This is a genomic window from Stenotrophomonas sp. STEN056 (assembly GCF_056759635.1).
The window spans coordinates 169,083-190,840 of the sequence record NZ_JBRRDL010000004.1; the positions used below are offsets into that span (position 1 = coordinate 169,083).

The following is a 21,758-nucleotide window of genomic DNA, read 5'->3' on the forward strand; positions in this document are numbered from 1 at the left end:
TTTGTTTCCTCCTTTTTGTGCAACGAAGAGGGCATTGCGCACCCAATGCAACTCCGCAAACGACAACGGCGCCCTTGGGCGCCGTTGTCGTCTCACATGGAGCGCTTGAATCAGCGGCCCAGTTCGAACACCACGTCCAGGTTGACCGAGACGGTGGTTTCACCGGGGGACACGGCGGTGTCCATTTCCGCCTTGGCCGAACGGCCGGCAGCCATGGCCATCATCGGCATGGGGCGGAAGCCGCCCTGGTTGCCTTCGGAGATGCTGACGATGCGGCGCACGCGCAGGCCCAGCGATTTGGCATAGGTCTCGGCGCGGGCCTGGGCCTTCTTCAGCGCGGCCAGGCGGGCTTCGTCATAGACCGGCTCGGGCTGGTCGATCTCGAAGCTGGGGCCGTTGATCTGGTTGGCGCCCTGGGCGGCGAGGCTGTCCAGTACCTTGCCCAGCTTGGTGATGTCGCGGATCTTCAGGCTGACGGTGTTGTTGGCCTGGTAGCCGGTGATCTTCGGCGGCTCGTTTTCGGCGTAGCGGTACTGCGGGCTGAGGTTGATGCCGCTGGTCTGGATGTCACGTTCGGCGATGCCGGCGGCCTTGATCGCCGCCATCACCTTGTCCATCTGCACGGCGTTCTCGCGCATGGCGGTGTTGCCGTCCACGGCCTGGGTGACCACGCCGGCCGACAAGGTGGCGATGTCCGGCACGCGGCGCGCTTCGGCCTGGGCGGAGATGTTCAGCAAGGTGGCATCGCTGGCGACGACGGTGGGGACGGTTTGGGCGTGGGCGGACATCGTGGCTCCCAGGGCAAGTGACAGGGACAGCAGCAGCGGGGCAAAGGGATGACGGCGGCGCATGGAGATCCTCCTTGGATTGGATCGTTGAAGTGTGGAGTTCAGAGCGATGAACGTGTGGTGAGCCGGCACGGGGTTGCTGTCACATTCACAGCGCAGCGGATCATTCAGGTAGCTGGCGCGGGTTATGCTTCCGCGATGCTTTATCTTGCCTCCCGCTCCCCCCGTCGAAATGAACTCCTGACCCGCCTTGGCGTGCCCTTCCGTGCCCTGGATACGGACGTGCCGGAGGTGCGTGCCACAGGCGAACCCGCTGAAGCCTACGTGTGCCGGGTGGCATTGGACAAGGCACAGGCCGGGCTGGCGTTGGTGGCTGACGACCCCGAGGCGGTCGTGCTCGGCTCCGATACCGAGGTGGTGCTGGGCGACCGGGTCTACGGCAAACCCGTCGATGCGGCCGATGCCGCGGCGATGCTGGCCTCGCTGGCCGGCCGCACGCACCGGGTGATCACCGTGGTGGCGCTGGCCGCGCACGGGCGCCACGTGCTGGAAACGGTGGCCTCCGAGGTGACATTCGGGCCGATGAGCGAGGAACAGATCGCCGCCTACGTCGCCACGGGCGAGCCGATGGGCAAGGCCGGTGGCTATGCGATCCAGGGCGGGGCGGAGCGTTTCATCAGCCATCTGGCAGGCAGTTATTCGGGGGTGATGGGGTTGCCGTTGCAGCAGACCGACGCATTGTTGTCGGCTTTTACTGCCGGGGCGGCAGGCGGTTCCATGGACAAGGGGGAGTGAAGGACATGTCCGAAGAGATTCTGGTGAATGTCACCCCGCGCGAAACCCGCGTGGCGGTGATCGAAAACGGCATGCTGCAGGAGCTGCACATCGAGCGCGGCTGGCGCCGTGGCGTGGTTGGCAACATCTACAAGGGCAAGGTGCAGCGGGTGATGCCGGGCATGCAGGCGGCGTTCGTCGAGGTGGGGCTGGAGCGCGCGGCGTTCCTGCATGCCAACGACGTGGTGCGGCCGGCGCCGTTGGCCGCCGATACCGATGAAACCGCACCGAGCCTGCCCTTGCCTTCGTCGGTGCCGATCGTGGAATTGCTGCGCGACGGGCAGGACGTGGTGGTGCAGGTGGTCAAGGACCCGATCAGCACCAAGGGTGCGCGCCTGACCACGCAGATCAGCATTCCCTCGCGTTACCTGGTGCTGCTGCCGCAATCCAAGATGGTCGGCGTTTCGGCCCGTATCGAGGACGAGGCCGAACGTGCCCGCCTCAAATCCCTGGTCACGGAAATCTCGGCCCAGCACGGCGGCTACGGCTACATCGTGCGCACCAATGCCGAAGGCCAGCCGGCCGAAGCATTGGCCGAGGACATCTCGTACCTGTCGCGGGTGTGGAATGTGGTCGAGCGGCGGGGCCGCGAGGCGCCGCCGTGCAGCGTGATCTACGAAGACCTGAGCCTGCCGCTGCGTTCGGTGCGCGACCTGATCCGCAAGGACGTGGACAAGGTGAAGGTGGACTCCAAGGAAACCTTCGTCCAGCTCAAGGCCTTTGTCGCCAAGTACATGCCGGTGCTGGACGAAAAGCTGGAGCTGTACACCGGCGACCGTCCGATCTTCGACATGTTTGGGGTGGAAGATGAAATCGTCCGTGCCTTGAACAAACAGGTGCCGCTCAAGTCCGGCGGTTACCTGGTCATCGACCAGACCGAGGCGATGACCACCATCGACGTGAACACCGGCTCGTTCGTGGGCCAGCGCAACCTGGAAGAAACCGTGTTCCGCACCAACCTGGAGGCGGCACAAACGGTGGCGCGCCAGCTGCGGCTGCGCAACTTGGGCGGCATCATCATCATCGACTTCATCGACATGGATGACGCCGAACACCGCCGCCAGGTGCTGCGCACGCTGGAGAAGGCGCTGGCACGCGACCACGCCAAGACCACGGTCTACGATTTCTCGCCGCTGGGGCTGGTGGAAATGACCCGCAAGCGCACGGTGGAAAGCCTGGAGCGGCAGCTGTCGGAAACCTGCCCGCAATGCAGCGGGCGCGGCAGCATCAAGACCACCGAGACGGTGACCTACGAAATCTTCCGCGAGATCACCCGCGCTGTGCGCCAGTTCGAGGCGGCGCGGCTGCTGGTGATCGCCTCGTCCAAGGTCGTGGCACGCATCACTGATGAAGAGTCGGCGGCGGTGGCCGAGCTGGAGGAATTCCTCGGCAAGAGCATCCGTTTCCAGGCCGATGACCAATACCTGCAGGAGCAGTTCGATGTTGTGCTGCTCTGACCGAGGCCCCGCTTCCGTGGTGGAGGGCGGCGTTGGCGAATGACCACCCTGTGGCACCACCGTTTGCGGCATCTTCGACGTCATGTGCTGTTTGCACTGGCGCTCGTGCTGGTGGGCGTTGCCTTGTTGGTCGGCACGCTCAGCCAGCTGTTGCCGGTGGTGGAGTCGCACCCGGACAAGGTCGCGGCCTGGCTGAGTGAACGTGCAGGGCAGCCGGTGGCCTTTGATCGGCTGGGCACGCGCTGGACCCGTCGCGGCCCGCTGCTGCAGCTTGATGGCCTGCGTATCGGCAGCGGCGGTGGCGTACGAGTGGGCCAGGCGGAAGTGCTGGTGGCCATGTATTCCGGCCTGCTGCCGGGCGCGCCGTTGACCGAGCTGCGGCTGCGTGGCCTGAGCCTGACCCTGCAGCGCGCCGATGACGGGCGTTGGTCGGTGCGCGGCCTGCCCAGCGCCGACAGCGGCGGCGATCCGCTCGACGCGCTGCGGCGGCTGGGCGAGTTGCAGGTCATCGGCGGGCAGTTGCAGATAGCAGCGCCATCCATCGGCGTGCAGGCCCGCATCCCGCGCGTGGATCTGCGCCTGCGCGTGGACGGCCAGCGCCTGCGGGTCGGGGCCAAAGGCTGGATCGACACCGGCGCACCGCCGTTGACCGCAGTGCTGGATTTCCAGCGGGAACGTGGCGAAGGGCAGGCTTGGCTGTCGGCCAAACCGGCCGACCTCGCCGCATGGTCGCCGTTGCTGCGCTTTGCCGGTGTGCAGGTGCGGCAGGGCAAGGGTGAATTGAATGGCTGGGTACGCTTGCAGGACCACCGCGTGGTCGCCGTCACCGCCGAAGGTGAGCTTGAGGACGTGCAGTTGTCCGGTGCGCCCTTGCAGGCCGCGACGCAGGCCCCCACGGCGGGCTTCAGCAACCTGCGGCTGCGGGCACGCTGGCAAGCCATCGATGGCGGCTGGCGCCTGGATGCCCCCTTGCTGCGCATCACGGAGAACGGCGATCCCCAGCAGGTGCTGGACGGCCTGCTGCTGGCCGGAGGCAAGCACTTTGCCTTGCAGGGCAAACAGCTCGATGCCGGGCCGCTGCTGCGGGTGGCAGCACTGAGCGAGCGGTTGGCCCCTGACCTGCGGCACTGGCTGCACCAGTCGCGGCCGCGGCTGCGCTTTGCCGACGTCAACATTGCCGGTGACGCCGATGGCCCACTGCGTGCCGATGGTCAATTGCTCGATGCCAGTTTCACCGCGGTGGGCAAAAGCCCTGGCCTGAGCGGTCTGCGTGGTCGCTTCGAGGGGGATGCCCAGGCGGTGTCGCTGGCCTTGCAGCCTGACCACGAAGTGCGTTTTGACTGGCCCACGGGATTTGGCGTGCCACACGAACTGCGCCTGTCGGGCGAACTGATCGGCTGGCGCGAGGGTGCCGGCTGGCAGGTGGGGACCCCGGCCTTGCGCGTGCAAGGCACGGACTATGCCGCCGATGTGCGCGGCAGCATGTGGTTCCAGGGCGATGGCACGCGGCCATGGATGAGCCTGGCGGCCAACATCGACGACGTACCGTTGACCGCAGCCAAGCGCTTCTGGGTGCGCTCGAGCATGAGCCAGGCCGCCGTGGACTGGCTGGACGCCGCGCTGGTGGACGGCACCCTGCGCGGCGCTACCGGCCTGTCGGTCGGTGACCTGGACGACTGGCCCTTCGACAACCACGATGGCCGCTTCGAGGCCGGTGGGCATATCGAGCGCGGCAGCATCCGCTTCCACGAGGATTGGCCGGTGATGCGGCAGGTGGATGCGGACATCAACTTCATCGCCAATGGCTTCGAGCTGCAGGGCAGGGGCGAACTGGCCGGTGTGAAGATCGACCGGATGCAGGCAGGTATTGCTGATTTCCACGAGTCGCTGCTGCACGTGGGGGCCAACACGGTGGACGATGGCAGTCATCTGCTGGCGATGTTGAAGCAGAGTCCGTTGCAGGCCACCTATGGCGAGACCCTGGACAACCTGGCTGTGTCCGGGGCCGCCGGTGTGACTTTCGACCTGCAGCTGCCGTTGCACCGAGGCGGCGGCGCCAGCCGCCTGCAGGGCGAGGTTGATCTGCGCGGTGCGCGGCTGGCCGACAAACGCTGGGATCTGCAGTTCGACAACGTGCGCGGCAAGGTGCAGTACGGCGGCAATGGCTTTGATGCCCCGGCCTTGCAGGTGCGTCATCAGGAGCGCGATGGCGTGTTGGCGTTGCGCGCCGGTGATCCGGTCAGGAATCCGGCCCATGCCTTCGAGGCCGAACTCACTGCGGCATTGGATGCTGGCAATCTGCTGGATCGTGCGCCCGAGCTGGGCTGGCTCAAGCCATATGTGCACGGCACCTCCAGTTGGACCGTGGGGGTCACTTTGCCCAAGGTGGCCACGGGTAGCCGGGTTGCGCCGCCAACGCTGCTGACCCTGCATTCGGACCTGCAGGGCACGCGTCTGCAGTTGCCAGCGCCATTGGACAAGCCGGCCGGTGACGCATTGCCGACCACCGTGCAGGCGGCCTTGCCGATGGGCAGCGGCCGCATCGACGTGGCGTTCGGCAAGTTGATGGCCCTGGCCGCACGCAGCCAGAACGGCAAGACCGGCGTGCAGGTCACGATGGGCAGCGACCGCGTGGATCACGAACCGCCGGCCGATGGCCTGGTGGTCAACGGCCGCACCCCCTCGCTGGACGCGCTGGAGTGGATCAGCCTGGCGCGTGGTGGCGACAGCACGCAGGACAAGGACGGCCTGGCGCTGAAACAGGTGGATGTGCTGGCCGACCAGCTGTTGTTGATCGGTGGGCGCTTCCCGCAGACGCGCCTGCAACTGCGTCCCGGCGCCGATGCGGTGGCAGTGCAGCTCGATGGCCCGGCGCTGGCCGGCAAGCTGCATATTCCGCAGGCCGACGGCGCCACCGTCAGCGGCCAGCTTGAGCGCGTGCACTGGCAAGCAGCCAAGGCCGCAGCGGTTGAAGCCGCCGATACGCCGATGGCGCCGGTCAATCCGGCCAGGATCCCGCCGCTGGCCTTGGATGTTGAAGACCTGGAGTTCGGCGCGGTGAAGCTGGGCCAGACCCGTCTGCGGACCCAGCCGCTGGCTGATGGCCTGCGCGTGCAGGAACTGCAGATCCGCGCCCCCAAGCAGACCATCGATGTGCAGGGCCAGTGGCGCGGCATGGGCGCGCAGGCCCGTACCGAGGCCACGGCCAATGTGCAGACCGAAGACCTGGGCGACCTGATGCAACGGCTGGGTTATGCCGGGCAGGTGCGTGGCGGGCAGGGCCAGATTCAGCTGCAGGCTGGCTGGAACGCCGCGCCGATGGCATTCAGCCTGGCCCAGCTTGAGGGCGGCCTGAGCATGAACGTGCGCAACGGCCAGCTGTTGGAAGTGGAACCCGGCGCGGGCCGCGTATTGGGCCTGCTCAGCGTGGCGCAGTTGCCGCGGCGGCTGATGCTGGATTTCCGCGATCTGTTCTCCAAGGGCCTGGCCTTCAACCATGTCGAAGGCGCGGTGCGGTTTGACGGCGGCATGGCCAGCACCGACAAGATCGCCATCGAGGCGCCGGCGGCCAACATCACCATCCGCGGCCAGACCGACCTGCGCAGCCAGCAGTTCGACCAGACCATCGACGTCAACCCGCGCTCGGGCAACCTGCTGACCGTGGTCGGTGCCGTGGCCGGTGGGCCAGTCGGCGCGGCCGTGGGTGCCGCCGCCAATGCCGTGTTGGGCAAGCCGCTGGGTGAAATCGGCTCCAAGACCTACAAGGTCACCGGGCCCTGGAAAGACCCCAAGGTGGAAGTGATCGACCGCGACACGCCGCGCACGCCGCCGGTAATCACGCCATCTGCCGCCGGTCCCTGACACGCTGTGCCCACACCTCATCGTTGGAGCCGCTGAGCACCCCGCGCTTGCGCTGCGCGCCCTGTATTTCCGGGGCGTGCAGCGCCCTCCGATTGCCCCGCCAGCTTGCGAAGCGCAGGCCCGGCCCCCATCTGGAATGACATGACCGACAACGCCCTCACGCTCGCCGAAACCCGCCTGCTGCTGCCCGCCGGGCTGGACGCCAACCGCCTGGAACGTACCTTCGGCACCCTGCTGGGGCCGGGTATCGATTTTGGCGACCTGTACTTCCAGCATTCGCGCCGCGAGAGCTGGAGCGTGGAGGACGGCATCGTCAAGGACGGTGCCCATTCCATCGAACAGGGCGTTGGCGTGCGTGCCATCTCCGGCGAGAAAACCGGCTTCGCCTATTCCGACGACATCCAGCCGGCTGCACTGCTGGCCGCTGCACAGTCGGCCCGCGCCATCTCCCGCGATGGCGGTGCGCAGGACGTGCGCGCGCTGGTGCGTGGAGCGGGGCGCGCGCTGTATCCGGCATTGGACCCGGTGGACAGCATCGGCAATGAAGCCAAAGTCGAGGTGCTCAAGCGCCTGGACCGCTACCTGCGCGCAGCGGACCCGCGCGTGCAGCAGGTGATGGTGAGCCTGTCCGGCGGCGTGGATACGGTGCTGATCGCGCGCAGTGACGGCGTGCTGGCCGCCGACGTGCGGCCGCTGGTGCGGCTGAACGTGCAGGTGATCGTTGAGCAGAACGGGCGCCGCGAATCCGGTTATTCCGGTGGCGGCGGTCGTTACAGCTACGACGAACTGTTTGCCGGCGACCGTCCCGAAGGCTTCGCCCGCGAAGCGTTGCGGCAGGCGCTGGTCAACCTGGAAGCAGTCCCGGCCCCGGCCGGGGTGATGCCGGTGGTGCTCGGCCCGGGCTGGCCCGGTGTGCTGTTGCACGAAGCGGTCGGCCATGGTCTGGAAGGTGACTTCAACCGCAAGGGCACCAGCGTCTACGCAGGGCGCGTCGGCGAGCGCGTGGCCTCCCCGGGCGTGACCATTGTCGATGACGGCACCCTGGACGGCCGCCGTGGCTCGCTCAACATCGACGACGAAGGCACGCCCACCCAATGCACCACGCTGATCGAGGACGGCATCCTGGTCGGCTACATGCAGGACACGCTCAACGCCCGCCTGATGGGGGTGGAGCCCACCGGCAACGGCCGTCGTGAATCATTCGCGCACATGACCATGCCGCGCATGACCAACACCTACATGCGCGCCGGCAACCACGACCCGCAGGAGATGATCCGTTCGGTGAAGAAGGGCTTGTACGCGGTGAACTTCGGCGGCGGCCAGGTGGACATCACCAGCGGCAAGTACGTGTTCTCCGCAACCGAGGCCTACCTGATCGAAGACGGCAGGATCACTGCGCCGGTGAAGGGCGCCACGCTGATCGGCAACGGCCCGGAGACAATGCAGAAGGTGCGCATGATCGGCAACGATCTGGCGCTGGACGAAGGCGTGGGCATCTGCGGCAAGGACGGCCAGAGCGTGCCGGTCGGTGTCGGCCAGCCGTCGTTGTTGATCGATGGGCTGACGGTGGGTGGTACGCAGGCTTGAGGGTGCTTTGAGGCGGCCCTCATCCGCCCTGCGGGCACCTTCTCCCGCAGGCGGGAGAAGGGACTGGATCACAGCTGTTTGAGCGAAATCCGGGCTAGCCCCAAAGGCCAGCACTCCCTTCTCCCGCGAGCGGGAGAAGGTGCCCCGAAGGGGCGGATGAGGGGGAGCTTTTCGCTACAGAACCAAACCCGCAGCAAAGCCCCTCAACCCAGATCAATCCTGCTCGTCGCCTTCCACATCATCAGCAGCATCGTCATCATCATCGCCGCCAAGCTCTGCAGCCGCGCTCAGTACTGGCGCAAGCATCAACCCGCGCAATACCTGGTAGATCTCGCGGTAGGCGCGCGGCGGCTTGTTCTTGGCCTTTTCGGCCAGCGCGTTGCGCACCAGCGTGCGCAGTTCCTGGCGGTCGGCTTCGGGGTGTTCGTCCAGCAGCTCGGCCAGGGCGACATCGCCTTCGGCCAGCAGGCGCTCACGCCAGCGTTCCATGCGGTGCATGATGGCCACTTCGCGGCGTGAGGTTTCACTGTTGGCATCCAATGCATCACGGATGGCTTCCAGCGTCTCGTCTTCCTCGCGGCGCATCTGCTTGGCCAGGAAGGCCAGCTGGCGCTTACGGGCACCGTGCGAGGTGATGCGCTTGGTGTATTCGATGTGTTCCAGCAGGCCTTCGGGAATCGGCAGGCGGGCCAGCTGGGCCGGCGTCAGTTCCACCAGTTTTTCGCCCAGCGCCAGCACTTCCAGCGCATCGCGCCGGTTCTGGCTGCGGCTTTCGCCCAAATATTCGCCGGTTTCTTGGTCGCGTCCGCGCATCGTACTGCTACCCACTAAACTTCAGTTGTTGAGAGATCCGGTCACGAATGGCCGGGGTTGCGCGAGAAATTCGCATCTTCGGGTGCCGGCCAGATCTGACCGGAACCGTGCGAAGCGCTCGCATCACATTCTTGAGCCCGGCCATGCTGGCCGGCTCTTCGCAAAGGATCCGCACCCCGCCCGGGCAGGCTACGCCGGGTTGTGTGAAGGGATTCGGCCAACAAGGATAAAGCATTGAACGCCATTACCACCCACGACACCACGGCCGATGACAGCCTGCCGCGCCTGGAACAACTGGCCGGCATCTCGCAACGGCTGCTGGAGAAGGCCCGCGCGCTGGGCGCCACGCAGGCCGAGGTCAGCTGCAGCGAGGAGCGCGGGCTGGATGTGAACGTGCGTCTGGGCGAAGTGGAAACCGTGGAATCCACCCACGACCGTGGCATCGCCGTGACCGTGTATTTCGGCCAGCGCAAGGGCAGTGCCAGCACGGCGGATCTGCAGGAGTCCAGCCTGGACGCCACCGTGGCCCAGGCCTGCGCCATTGCCCGCCATACCGAAGATGACCCGGCCGCTGGCCTGGCCGATGCCGAATTGATGGCCACGCAGTTCCCGGACCTGGACGGCTGGCACCCGTGGGCGCTCAGTGCCGACCAGGCTTTGGACCTGGCGCTGGCCTGTGAGGCTGCGGGGCGTTCGGCCGACAGCCGCATCAGCAACTCCGATGGTGCCTCGGCGGCCACCGCGCAGAGCCTGTCCGTGTACGCCAACTCGCACGGGTTCATCGGCCGTGAACGCAGCAGCCACCATTCCATCGGCTGCGCGCTGATCGCCGGCCAGGGCGATGGCATGCAGCGCGATGGCTGGTACACCAGCGCGCTGGCGCGGGAAGACCTGCAGGACGCGGCCCTGGTCGGCCGGCTGGCGGCCGAGCGGACGGTGTCGCGTCTGCAGCCGCGCTCGCTGCCGACCGGCGAGGTGCAGGTGCTGTTTGCCGCGGAAACCGCGCGCTCGCTGGTGGGGCACCTGCTTGGGGCGGTCTCCGGCGGCGCCCTGTACCGCCGCGCCAGCTTCCTGCTCGACAGCATCGGCACCCGCCTTTTCCCGGACTGGTTTGCCATCAATGAAATGCCGCTGCTGGCGCGCGGCCTGCGGTCGAGCAGCTTCGATGGCGAAGGCGTGGCCACGCGCAATTCGGCGCTGATCACCGACGGCGTGCTGCAGCGCTACATCCTGGGCAGCTACTCGGCGCGCCGTTTGGGCCTGAAGACCACCGCAAATGCCGGCGGCGTGCACAACCTGCAGGTGGCGGCCAATGCCGGAGACCGTGCGTCGCTGCTGTCCGGCATGGGTACCGGCCTGCTGGTGACCGAGCTGATGGGGCAGGGTGTGAACGGCATCACGGGTGACTATTCGCGCGGTGCGGCCGGCTTCTGGGTGGAGAACGGCCAGATCGCCTACCCGGTGGATGGCATCACCATCGCCGGCAACCTCAAGCAGATGTTTGCGGCCATTGAGGCGGTGGGTACGGACGTCGATCCGCGCTCGCATGTGTCCGTCGGCTCGATCCTGGTGGGCAAGATGACGGTCGCGGGTAACGATTGACGCGCCTTTTTAATAGGATCGGACTATTCTTATCTCGATTTAGGCGTCATCCTTATGGCGGCTAAGCCGTAGTACATCTCAACCCACAACAAGGATCTCGGGGACGCAATGAGCGACTATCAGAACAATCCGCCGCCGCCGCCGGCAGGCACCGACACTTCAGGCGACAACTCGCTGGCGATGCTGGTGCACCTGTCAGGCATCTTTTTCAGCTTCATCGTTCCGTTGATCGTGTGGCTGATCAACAAGGACAAGCCGGAAAAGGCTTTCCTCAACGAGAACTCCAAGGAAGCGCTGAACTTCCAGATCACCCTGCTGATTGCCTACTTCATCAGCGGCGTGTTGATGGTGGTGCTGATTGGTTTCCTGACCTATGCCGTTGCCTGGGTTGCCTGCGTGGTGTTCGCCATCATCGCTGGCCTGGCTGCGAACAAGGGCGAGACCTATCGCTATCCGATCACCCTGCGCCTGATCAAGTAATCAGCGCATAGGTAACAAAAAAGCCCGGGATTCCCGGGCTTTTTTGTTTCTGTCGGGTGAACCCCCGATGTTGCAGGGCCGGGCGCTGCCTGCGCCGTACCCGGGCCAAGGGTGGGCCCGGATCAGTGCGATCGCTTGACGGTCAGTTCGCCCAGTGCCGACAGCGCGCGCGCGCGATCACCGAAGGGTGCAAGCGTGGCCTGCATGGCGTTGGCCAGTTCGTCGAGCGTGGCCTTGGCGCCGTCCATGCCCAGCAGCGAGGGGAAGGTGGACTTGTCCTGGGCCTGGTCCTTGCCGGCGGTCTTGCCGAGCTGCTCGGAGCTGGCTTCCACGTCGAGGATGTCGTCGCGCACCTGGAAGGCCAGGCCCAGCGTGTCGGCAAAGGTATCCAACTGGACAAGCTCGGCGTCGCTGGCATTGCCGCACAGCGCGCCCATGCGTACCGCCGCGCGGATCAGTGCGCCGGTTTTCAGTGCATGCATGCGCTTGAGGTCGGCCAGTGGCTGCTGATGGCCGGTAGCGTCGATATCCAGCGCCTGGCCGCCACACATGCCGCCGGCACCGGAGGCACTGGCCAGGGTGCGCAGGCATGCCAGCGCAAGCGTTGCCGGCAACTCGGCCTCTGCCAGCACTTCAAAGGCGCGGGTCTGCAGGGCGTCACCGGCGAGGATGGCGGTGGCTTCGTCGAATGCGATGTGGGTGGTGGGGCGGCCGCGACGCAGATCGTCGTCGTCCATGGCGGGCAGGTCGTCGTGCACCAGTGAATAGGCGTGGATCAGCTCGACCGCAACAGCGGCGGCATCCAGGCGCGAATCGTCGGCACCAAACACATGGCCGGCGGCGTATACCAGCAGCGGACGCATGCGCTTGCCGCCGCCCAGCGCCGCGTAGCGCATGGCCTGGTGCAGGCCTTGGGGGGCGGTGTCGGGAGCGGGCAGGGCGCGTTGCAGTTGCTGTTCGGTACGGTGCTGCCAGGCAGCCAACAGGGCGTCAGTCGTCATTGCCAATGCTGTCGAACGGCTCGGATTTTTCCGGCTGGGCGGGATCGGTGAGCAGGCGCACGCGCAGTTCGGCCTGCTCCAGCGCCTGTTGGCACTGGCGATACAGGCCGACACCGCGTTCATAGGCGGCCAGCGACTGCTCAAGGCTCAGATCGCCGGCTTCCATCTTCTCTACCAGCAGTTCCAGTTCGTCGAGCGACTGCTCGAAGTGGGCAACCGGCGAGGCTTCGTTGGGGGACTTCTTGGGCATGGGGGCAAGTGTGAGCGGCCAGCGGGAAAGGGTCAATTCACCGGATCTGGCGGTTGCCACTGCAGCCGCGCGCCATGCGCCTGCAGCCAGTGCTGCAGCGCTGCAGAAACGATGCGATCACCCGCCGCCAGCACCGTCTCGCCATCGCAGAGCAGCGGCAGCTGCGGGCGCAGCCACGGCGGTGTGTCGGAAGACTGCAGGCAGTGCTTGAGCGAATGTGAATGCTCGCGGCCGGGCAATTGGATGCGCTCGCCGCCCTGGCGTTGGCGCAGCGTGAGCGGTTTGTCGAAGGTGTCAGCGCCGTGCAACGACAGGCTCGCGCCATCGGGCAACTGCATAGCCTGGCGGCCGTCCCATTGCGCCTGCCAGCCCGGCGGCCAATGCGGCAGCGGCGCTAGCGCATGCAGGTGCCCGCGCCAGCGCACGATTTTTACCTTGCCCCAGCGGAATTCGGCCTGCTGGTCGTCTGCGGCCTGTAGAACGTGCTGCTGGATGCTGTGCACGCCGTTGGCCGGCAGCGGTGGCAGCTTGCAATGGTGGGCCCAGCGCCGCAGTACACGCGATTGGCGGGCATCGGCCAGTTGCATCAATGCGGCGACGGAAAGCGTATCGCCGGTGCGCAGGCAGGTTTGCAGGTCATCCCCATCCTGTTGCTCAAGCAACGCGTTGGCGTCGCTGGCCAACGCGGCGCTGCGTGCCATCGCTGCGGCTGCATGCGGCCAGCGTTCGCGTAGCAGCGGCAGCACCTGCAGGCGCAGGAAGTTGCGATCAAAGCCGTCGCTGTCATTGCTGGGGTCGTCGATCCACTGCAGCCGGTGATGCTGTGCGTAGGCTTCCAGCGCGGTACGGGAAACCGACAGCAACGGACGCCACAACTGCCCGTTGCCGAATGCACGCAGTTCACGCATCGCGGCAAGGCCATCGACACCGGACCCGCGCAATGCACGCAGCAGGAAGGTTTCGGCCTGGTCGTCCTGGTGGTGGGCCAGTGCCAGCCACTCGCCTTGCTGCAGCTGTGCCTTGAAGGCGGCATGACGTGCCGTGCGTGCGGCCGCTTCCAGGCCGTCGCCGCTGTCGCGGGCAACTTCGACACGGATCACCTGCAGCGGGATGTTCCATTGCGTGCAGATGCTGCGGCAATGCTGCTCCCACGCATCGGCCTGTGCCTGCAGCCCGTGATGGACGTGCACCGCGCGCAGGCTGCCGGGCGCACGCGCAGCCGCATGGGAGAGAAGATGAAGCAGTGCGGTGGAGTCCAGCCCGCCACTGAAGCCAACCAGCACGGGGTGGTCGCTTGCAGCGTCGAGCAGGGAGGGCGGAAGCGACTTCATGGCGGTGCCGAGTATCGGTGTGGGCCAGGGCAACCGCAATTCGTGCGCCTGTCCGCTGCGCCTGTTGCGGGCGCGTTGCTTGGCGGGGCGAGGGTAGATGCGCGACCTGCGGGTGGCAGGTCGCAGGTCTTACAAGGGCGTTGCTGCATCCGGCAGGCGCCTGCCGTGCCGGTCAATGCGGAAATGCGTGCCTCCGATCATGGAAGTGTGCTCGGTTTCGTCCGGCGGGCCTTCCCTGCAGCCGTTGCAGACTTCGGCGATGCCGTTCTGGAACGGAAAGCCCCAGCTGAAGCGCTCAACGAACGCCGGGCGCAACTGGACATTGAAGTAGCCGATCCGGCCGTCAATCCTGGCCCGGGTGAGGCCATCCTCGAAGTAGTCCGGGCCGTTGTCGTAGGTAATGACCGCCAGGTGGGTGCCGTCGCGACGCACGTAATAGTGCTGTTTGCCGGCCTGCAGGGCGGCCAGGCCGTCTTCGTCGTAATTGAGCTGTGCCAGAGCGGAGGGTGACAGTTTGAGCTTGCCCGCTGCGGTTTGCTGACAGCCCTCGAGCACCGCGAAGTCGGAGGTGTCCAGGCGGTGGCAGGCCTCCCCGGCGCTGGCCACAAGAGGAAGCAGGGCCAGCGACAGCAAGGTTGCCGCCGGCCCGACGCAGGTGCGCACGTGCTTCGACGTCATTGCGCCTTGCGCTCGAAGTCCTTGGGCTGCGGCAGATCCACCGGCACGCCCTGTGCGTCGCAGGTGGCCGCGGCACAGAGCCGCTCGCGCAGGCGCGGGGTGGCCTGCACGATCAGGTGATACAGGGTGTTCTGCTCCATCGTGCCGCGCACCGCCTTGCTGCCGGGGCCGCGTGCCCAGATGCCGACATCTTCGCCGCCGTGCGATTCACTCTTGGACGGCACCAGCGCTTCCTGCATGTAGTCCGGGTGCTCGGTGTCCACGTGGGTCAGGTCGGGGCGGCCGTTGGCCTGCTCGAAGCTGCTGGGGCCATGCGGGAATTTCTTCGGGCCGGCCGGCTGCTGGTTGCTGGCGCCGGTGTAACCGGGGCCGTTGGCGTAGCTCAGCGTGGTGTACGGCATGCCCATGCCGTCGCGGGCCAGGTCCAGTGCGCCCATGCCGTCTTCACCGCCCTTGTCCTTGACCTTGCCCAGGATGGGGTTGCCGCGTGCCGGGTAGCCGACGAAATTCAGCGTGTGCGAATGGTCGGCGGTGACGATGATCAGGGTGTCCTCGGCCGAGGTGGCATCCACCGCGGTCTTGACCGCATCGGACATGGCAATGGTGTCGCCCAGCGCGCGGGCGGCGTTGCCGCTGTGGTTGGCATGGTCGATGCGCGCGCCTTCCACCATCAGCACATAGCCTTCCTGGTGCGTGGAGAGCGTGGCGATGGCGGCGCGGGTGAGTTCGGCCAGCGAAGGCTCGCCGCCGCGGTCCTTGGGCCGGTCATGCTCGTACTGCATGTGGTCCGGCTCGAACAAGCCCAGCAGGGCCGGCGCTTTGGCTGCGGCCTTGAGCTGGTCGGCGTTCCAGACATAGGCGCCCTGCGGGTGGGCGGCCTGCCATTCGGCGACCAGGTTGCGGCCGTCCAGGCGCAGGCCAACCTTGTCCGAATATTCCGGATCTTCCTCGTTGACGGTGGTGAACTGGCCGCGACCGCCGCCCAGCGCGACCAGCGGGCCGCGACCGTAACGCGAGGTGGACAGCAACTGCTGGGCGATGTCCGCGCAGCCGGCGGCCTTGGCCGCTTCGGGCAGATCCGTGTCGTTTTCCCAGTTGCGCTCGGGCGAGTGCGCGTAGGTGGCCGCCGGGGTGGCGTGGGTCAGGCGCGCGGTGGAGACGATGCCGGTGGCCATGTTGGCGCTGTCGGCCAGTTGCAACCAGGTCAGCAGGCCCTTGTTGAGGCTGTCGGCGCAGTTGTTGCGGCTGCCGGCGCTGACGCCGATGGCACCCATGTGGGTCTTCACGCCGGTGGTGATGGCGGTCATGGTGCCGGCCGAATCGGGGGTCTGTGAATCGGTGTTGTAGGTCTTGCTGAACGCCGTGGCCGGGAAGCGCTCCCAGGACAGCAGGTTTTCTTCGCCCGGGTTGCCCTTGCGCTGGCCTTCCAGGATGCGGGCGGCAGCCACGGTGGTCAGGCTCATGCCGTCGCCCAGGAACAGGATCACGTTCTTGGCCTTGCCGGCCATGGCGCCATTGGCCGCGGCCCGGGCCGCGCCATCGCGGTACCACCACTGCGGGGTTTCACCTTCCGGGTGCGCTACCTGGGGCACGTCCACGACCACCGCCGAGGCGGCACTGAAGGACGGGGACGGGGTGCTGGCGCAGGCGCCGAGCAGCAGGGTGGACAGGGCGGCGGACAGGAACGTGGCTTTTTGCATCTGTAGTGAGACCAGCGTGAAGACAGAGGGCCATTATGGGGAAGCCCAGAAGGCATGCATATGACACGCAGCTTTTCCCTGCCGGCATCGTGCTCTGGCGAGGCTTGCGTTATCGTGGCATGTCTCGATTTTGTTTCCCGGATTTCCTTTATGAGCGTGGTATCTGCCTGGCTGCGGATTCCCTTCTGGCAGCGCGTGGTCGGTGGCTTCGTGCTTGGTGCGCTGGCGGGCTGGGCCTTTGGACCCGCTGCCGAAACCTGGTTCGGCCCGCTGGGTGAGATCTACGTCACCCTGATCAAGATGATCGCGGTGCCGCTGGTGTTCTTCGCGGTGATCAACGCCATCAGCTCCCTGCATGGGCAGAAGTCGGTGGCTGCGCTGGGTGGGCGGACCTTTGTCTGGTTCATCATCACCGCCGCGCTGGCGGTGGGCATCGGCCTGGCAGTGGGCACGGTGATGCAGCCGGGCACCGGCGGGCTGAAGCTGAGCATGGACAGCGCCTATACGCCGCGCGACGTGCCGTCGGTGGCACGGGTGCTGATGGATGTGGTGCCGTCCAATGTGTTCTATGCGCTGGCGGGCATCGGCACGCGGGTCAATGCTGCCGGTGAAACGGTGCTGGCGGCCGGGCGGGGCTCGATCCTGCCGGTGATCTTCTTTGCCGGCCTGCTGGGCTTTGCCATGGTCAAGCTGGGCGAGAAGGTCAGCGAGGCGCGCAAGCTGGTCGGCCAGATGAGCGAGATCATGATCCAGGTCACCCGCTTCGTGCTGGAGATGACCCCGCTGGGTACCTTTGGCCTGATCGCCGGGCTGGTCGGCACCTATGGCTTCGAGAAGCTGCTGCCGCTGGGTAATTTCGTGCTGGCGCTGTATGTGGCGTGCGCGCTGCACATCGTCATCGTCTACAGCGGCCTGTTGCTGGCGCATGGGCTGAACCCGATCAAGTTCTTCCGGGGCGCGGCGCCGGGCATGCAGGTGGCGTTCGTGGCCTCGTCGAGCTTCGCGGCGATGCCGGCGGCAATGCGCTCGATCACCGACAACCTGGGCGTCAACAAGGATTACGCCTCGTTCGCGGTGCCGCTGGGGGCCAGCATCAAGATGGATGGCTGCGGTGCCATCTACCCGGCGTTGTGTGCGGTGTTCATCGCCCAGTACACCGGCGTGCCGTTGACCCCCGAGCAATACGTGGTGGTGTTGATTGCCTCGGTGCTGGGCAGTTTTGGTACTGCCGGCGTGCCGGGCACGGCGGTGGTGATGGCCACGGTGGTGCTGAGTGCGGCCAACCTGCCGCTGGAAGCCATTGGCTACCTGTACGCCATCGACCGCATCCTGGACATGATGCGCACCATGACCAATGTCACCGGGCAGATGGTGGTGCCGGTGATCGTGGCCAAGGAGACCGGGCTGCTGGACCAGCAGGTCTACGACGCAGCCGGGACGGTCAGCGTTGGTGGTGACCCCCGCAGCTGATACGCGTGCACCGACACACCGCGAAGGCCGGCATTGCCGGCCTTCGTTGTTTCCGGCGGCTGAAGCCCGGCTCATCCTGATCACCTGCGCCAACGGCGGACGCTTGTAGCAGGGTGTAACAACACCGTGTAACGCCATTGATACAGCCGCTGGAGAGCCGCGCCACAGCAGCTTGGCGGACCCCTGAATGCCCACTGCGCTGTACCCGTGGATGGCTGTTTTGCTGTGACAGGGATACAGTGCGGGCACTTGGGTGCTTCAGGCAACCTGTTGTTTTTGCTTGGGAAAGCCGGTTGGCACGGTTGCTGCTCCCAGTCCATCGTCAGCTTGAGTGGACGGTGCAATGGACAGCAGGATCGGCAACCGCATCACAGGTTTCATCGGCACCCTCGTGCTGGTGGCCGCCAGCAGCACCGCCGTACAGGCGTCCGGTGCACGCCAGGGTGTAAAGGCGCAGCCGGGCGAAATCGTATTGCTGCGCGACGTTTCCGCACGCCCGGCCTATCGCATGCAGCCGCCAGGCCTGGCGCTGATTGCCGATCCCTCGCCGCGCAAGGAACTGGCGTCAGCGCTGGGCGCGGGCGGCATGGACGAGCTCAGCGATGCTGACTACGCCGCAATGGAATCCGGCTTGGCCGACAGCGGGGTCAACGGGCACAGCGTAACCACCGTGGAGCGCGTCACCAGCGGCATGGTCGGCGGCACCCTGGGGCGCGCAGTGGGCGATGGAGGTCCGCTTTCCGGCGGCCAGTTGTCGCGCACGATCGGCGGCCCGATGAGTGCGGTCGGTGGTGCAACGCGCGGTATCGGTGACCAGGTGCGCGGTGCATTGGCGCAGTTTCCATTGGGGCAGCCTGCCGGGCCGGGTGGCAAATGAATCGTCATCTGCAATGGCCCTGGCGTGTTGGCGTGCTTGCGATCGCTGCGCTGGCGGCTGTGTTCGCCGTGCCGCAAGCGCTCGCACAGTCCCGCGCGGATGGCTACGACGGCATGCTCTCCTATCTGTCGGTTGAAAGCCGCATCGACGGTAATGCGCTGGCCGGCGCCAACGGCGCCATCGCCGTCAATCAGGCCGCCGGCGATCTGAATATGCAGGCAAATCTGCACAGCCTGGCCAATGGCGAACATGCCAGTGTCCGCGTCAACAGCGCGCAGCGACGCCAGGCAGACCTCTTCAACAGCCCGATGCAGGCCAGTGCCCGCATCGGCGGTAATGCGCTGGCCGGGGCCAGCGGCATTGCGTCAATCAATCAGGCCAGTGGCGGTGGCAATGCGGAGTTGAACTCCGTGACCGCGACGCTGGCCACACAGGGCATACGCGAAGCAAGTGATGAAGCCATGGCTTCGTCCAATGCATTCGCGTCGGCAGGGGGGCAGCCTGTCGTCAGCGACCCACGGGCCATCCGCAAGGTGGGCGTGGACGCATCCGCGATGCGCGGATTCGACGGCGTGCTGCAACTCAATCAGATCGCGGGATCAGCCAATGCCACGGAGAACCGTTTGAGCATCTCCGTGCAGGGCACCCCGTGAGCAATGCTCCATCCCACCCGATGCATCAGCAAACCTGAAGAGGGCACCATGAAAGCGAATAAATGGACTGTACTCGCCATGGCGGTTACTGCATTCACCCTGAGTGCGGCAGCCAATGCGGCGGACGATCAGAACGTGAGCGCGAACATCGATCACCAGCACAACGTGAACGAGACGCGCACCAATACCAACACCACGACCAACACCAATACCAACATCAACACCAACGTCGATACCGACGTTGACCTGAAGCTGGATGCGGCGGCCACGCTGCGGTTCAACGGCAACTACTCCGACAACCGCTCCAACACCGACATCCGCTACAACAACGAAAGCAACACCAGCAGTACCTGGTCCAGCGACGTGTACGAGAACGTGCAGAAGACCTCCAACATCACCGCCGACGAGCGCAAGGAAAAGAACAACCACGGCGTTGATGTGAACTTCGAGAAGGACATCCGCTTGAGCTCGGACGTCAACTTCTCCGGTGATCCGACCATCACCGGCGACATTGACCTGGACTCGGCGGCCATCGCCATCATCGACAACCGCCAGGCGATCTCCAACAACAACGCCGAGAACGACCTGCTCGACAACGATGCGTCCATCGGTTCGGACGTGGCTTCCGGGGCGTCGGGCAACCTGGGCTTCAACGTTGCCGCCGGCGACAACAACGCCCAGGACAACGCCGCTGCGCTGTCCGCGGCCGATGCCTCCTTCAGCTTCGGCATGGCTGATGCGGAAGTGTTCGTCAACCAGAGTGGCATGAACAACATGACCACCAACAATGGTGTGACCAACACCGCCGGCATCGGTGGCAATGCCTTCGGTGGTGCGGCCGGCAACATCGGCGTGAACGTTGTCTCCGGCAACAACAACGAGCAGAAGAACGCTCTGGCTGCCTCGGTGGCTACCAGCGCCTATGCCACCGCGAGCATCAGCTCGAACCAGGTCTCCTCGGGCAACGAGGTCAGCAACGACGGCTACTACGATCGCCTGGAAAGCAGCACCGCGATCACGCTCACCGGCACGGTCAAGGGCAGCACCGCCAGCTCGGGTACCGGCTCGTACAGCGGCACCGGCAACGCGTACCAGAAGGACAACTACTACCTGGATACGTGGGATGGCGAGCTCGATCACCCGAATGGCGAATCCACGGGTCACATCGACATGGATAACGACATCCAGAACGCCACGCCCAACCCGAACAAGCCGGGCGTAGGCGGCATTGCCTTCGACACCGACGAATCGGGTAATACCGAGTTCTCGGAGATGGGCACTGCCGACCTGGTGGCCAGCCTGAGCGGGACGGTCAAGACGGTGGACTGGATTGCCGTGCAGGCCACCAACACCGCGGCACTGTCCGGCTCGGCCTTCTCCGGCGCCTCGGGCAACATCGGTGTGAACGTGGCTTCGGGCACCGGCAACCTGCAGGCCAACAGCCTTGCATTGGCGGTTGCGCAGCCGTCCACCGGCGGCGGCACGCCGGGTGGTGGCGGTGGTGAACCGTAAACGGCCGTCTCATCCGCAAGGATGAGGTTTGCCCGCTGAGCAACAAGCCCGGCCATCCGCCAATGGCCGGGTGACACCGGGAGCCCTGGTTCCTCCCCCCCGTGGTGCCAGGGCTCCCACCTGCCGAACGATGCCCGTGGAGGCAATCTGCTCATGTTCCGCAACGCTCTGCTGATGGCCAGTGTGTTGTTGTCGCTACCTATTACCGCGATTGCCGGCGATGTCGCCTTCAGCGGCGTGTTGCCCAATGGCGCGCTGTACACCGGCCAGGTGGAGAGCATGCAGGAGCGGCGCTTCCGCAACCTGGTGCGGCAGCAGACGGACTACAGCTGTGGTGCGGCGGCACTGGCCACGATCCTCAAGCATGCCTACCACCTCAACACCGACGAGGCGACGGTGATCGAGGGAATGATGGGCGTGGCCGATCCGGAGCTGGTGAGCCAGCGCGGCTTTTCGCTGCTGGACATCAAGCGCTATGTGGAATCGCTGGGCATGCGTGGACGCGGCTACCGGGTCAATGAGGAACGGCTCAAGAACCTGCGCGTGCCGGGCCTGGTGCTGATGGATGTACGCGGCTTCCGCCACTTCGTCGTGCTCAAACAGGTGCGCGATGACATGGCCGAGATCGGTGACCCGATCCTCGGCAACCGGGTGGTGCCGCTCAACGAGTTTCTGGAGTCCTGGCCATCGCGCGCGGTGTTCGTGGTGATCGGCAGTGACTTCGACCGCAACACGGTACTGCTGCAACCCAGTGAGAAACCCAGTGCCCGCATGCTGGCCGCGCGCCAGGGGCAGGGCCCGATTACCGATGCCGAACTGGTCGACTTTGGCTTCAGCCATGCCGACCTGTTCTGAAGGAGTGCT

At 66.0% G+C, this 21,758-nt stretch carries 18 protein-coding genes; 11 read left to right on the forward strand and 7 right to left on the reverse strand.

The features are described from left to right. Positions 1-110: 110 nt before the first annotated feature. Complete coding sequence (locus ACVOLO_RS04060; RefSeq protein WP_481568997.1) at positions 111-851, reverse strand: SIMPL domain-containing protein; 741 nt, start codon at positions 849-851, stop codon at positions 111-113. A 135-nt stretch (positions 852-986) separates the two neighbouring features. Between ACVOLO_RS04060 and ACVOLO_RS04065 the strand changes: the two genes are divergently transcribed. The 4 genes from ACVOLO_RS04065 (at position 987) to tldD (ending at position 8,527) form a co-directional block, all read left to right on the forward strand. After that, positions 987-1,583, forward strand: coding sequence for a Maf family nucleotide pyrophosphatase (locus ACVOLO_RS04065; protein ID WP_481568998.1), 597 nt, complete (start codon positions 987-989; stop codon positions 1,581-1,583). A gap of 5 nt (positions 1,584-1,588) precedes the next feature. Next, on the forward strand, positions 1,589-3,079 hold the full coding sequence (rng, locus tag ACVOLO_RS04070) for a ribonuclease G (RefSeq protein WP_481568999.1): 1,491 nt from the start codon (positions 1,589-1,591) through the stop codon (positions 3,077-3,079). Between the two features lie 39 nt (positions 3,080-3,118). Further along, on the forward strand, positions 3,119-6,940 hold the full coding sequence (locus tag ACVOLO_RS04075) for a YhdP family protein (RefSeq protein WP_481569000.1): 3,822 nt from the start codon (positions 3,119-3,121) through the stop codon (positions 6,938-6,940). 141 nt (positions 6,941-7,081) lie between these two features. Next, a complete protein-coding gene (tldD, locus tag ACVOLO_RS04080) occupies positions 7,082-8,527 on the forward strand; it encodes a metalloprotease TldD (protein WP_481569001.1) in 1,446 nt (481 codons plus the stop codon). 213 nt (positions 8,528-8,740) lie between these two features. Here the strand turns inward: tldD and yjgA are convergent, their stop codons facing one another. Continuing rightward, positions 8,741-9,340, reverse strand: a complete 600-nt coding sequence (gene yjgA / locus ACVOLO_RS04085; protein ID WP_481569002.1) for a ribosome biogenesis factor YjgA — start codon at positions 9,338-9,340, stop codon at positions 8,741-8,743. A 234-nt stretch (positions 9,341-9,574) separates the two neighbouring features. On the opposite strand from yjgA, the gene pmbA reads away from it, so the two are divergent. Then, a complete protein-coding gene (gene pmbA, locus ACVOLO_RS04090) occupies positions 9,575-10,942 on the forward strand; it encodes a metalloprotease PmbA (protein WP_481569003.1) in 1,368 nt (455 codons plus the stop codon). 108 nt (positions 10,943-11,050) lie between these two features. Continuing rightward, positions 11,051-11,422, forward strand: coding sequence for a DUF4870 domain-containing protein (locus tag ACVOLO_RS04095; RefSeq protein ID WP_481569004.1), 372 nt, complete (start codon positions 11,051-11,053; stop codon positions 11,420-11,422). A gap of 122 nt (positions 11,423-11,544) precedes the next feature. Here the strand turns inward: ACVOLO_RS04095 and ACVOLO_RS04100 are convergent, their stop codons facing one another. From ACVOLO_RS04100 to ACVOLO_RS04120, 5 genes are all read right to left on the reverse strand, one after another. Next, positions 11,545-12,423, reverse strand: a complete 879-nt coding sequence (locus ACVOLO_RS04100) for a polyprenyl synthetase family protein (protein WP_481569005.1) — start codon at positions 12,421-12,423, stop codon at positions 11,545-11,547. Continuing rightward, positions 12,413-12,673, reverse strand: a complete 261-nt coding sequence (locus ACVOLO_RS04105) for an exodeoxyribonuclease VII small subunit (RefSeq protein WP_481569006.1) — start codon at positions 12,671-12,673, stop codon at positions 12,413-12,415. Before ACVOLO_RS04105 ends, ACVOLO_RS04100 begins: the two co-directional genes overlap by 11 nt. 32 nt (positions 12,674-12,705) lie before the next feature. Beyond that, the gene (gene tilS, locus ACVOLO_RS04110) at positions 12,706-14,004 is read right to left on the reverse strand and encodes a tRNA lysidine(34) synthetase TilS (protein WP_481569007.1); all 1,299 of its coding nucleotides are present in this window, start codon (positions 14,002-14,004) and stop codon (positions 12,706-12,708) included. 129 nt (positions 14,005-14,133) lie between these two features. Next, on the reverse strand, positions 14,134-14,682 hold the full coding sequence (locus ACVOLO_RS04115) for a WG repeat-containing protein (protein ID WP_481569008.1): 549 nt from the start codon (positions 14,680-14,682) through the stop codon (positions 14,134-14,136). After that, on the reverse strand, positions 14,679-16,382 hold the full coding sequence (locus ACVOLO_RS04120) for an alkaline phosphatase (protein ID WP_481569009.1): 1,704 nt from the start codon (positions 16,380-16,382) through the stop codon (positions 14,679-14,681). Before ACVOLO_RS04120 ends, ACVOLO_RS04115 begins: the two co-directional genes overlap by 4 nt. A 150-nt stretch (positions 16,383-16,532) precedes the next feature. Here ACVOLO_RS04120 and ACVOLO_RS04125 point away from each other — a divergent pair, with 150 nt between their 5' ends. The 5 genes from ACVOLO_RS04125 (at position 16,533) to ACVOLO_RS04145 (ending at position 21,749) form a co-directional block, all read left to right on the forward strand. Beyond that, positions 16,533-17,852 carry a dicarboxylate/amino acid:cation symporter gene (locus tag ACVOLO_RS04125; protein ID WP_481569010.1) on the forward strand — a complete coding sequence of 440 codons (1,320 nt, stop codon included), beginning with the start codon at positions 16,533-16,535 and terminating at the stop codon, positions 17,850-17,852. 343 nt (positions 17,853-18,195) lie between these two features. Continuing rightward, entirely contained in the window at positions 18,196-18,729 is a 534-nt protein-coding gene (locus ACVOLO_RS04130) for a hypothetical protein (RefSeq protein ID WP_481569011.1), read from the forward strand. Positions 18,730-18,842: 113 nt separating this feature from the next. Beyond that, positions 18,843-19,382: a hypothetical protein gene (locus ACVOLO_RS04135; RefSeq protein ID WP_481569037.1), complete on the forward strand. Its 540-nt coding sequence runs from the start codon at positions 18,843-18,845 to the stop codon at positions 19,380-19,382. Between the two features lie 48 nt (positions 19,383-19,430). Beyond that, entirely contained in the window at positions 19,431-20,894 is a 1,464-nt protein-coding gene (locus ACVOLO_RS04140) for an adhesin (protein ID WP_481569012.1), read from the forward strand. A 153-nt stretch (positions 20,895-21,047) separates the two neighbouring features. After that, on the forward strand, positions 21,048-21,749 hold the full coding sequence (locus ACVOLO_RS04145; RefSeq protein WP_481569013.1) for a C39 family peptidase: 702 nt from the start codon (positions 21,048-21,050) through the stop codon (positions 21,747-21,749). The last annotated feature ends 9 nt before the right edge of the window (positions 21,750-21,758 follow it).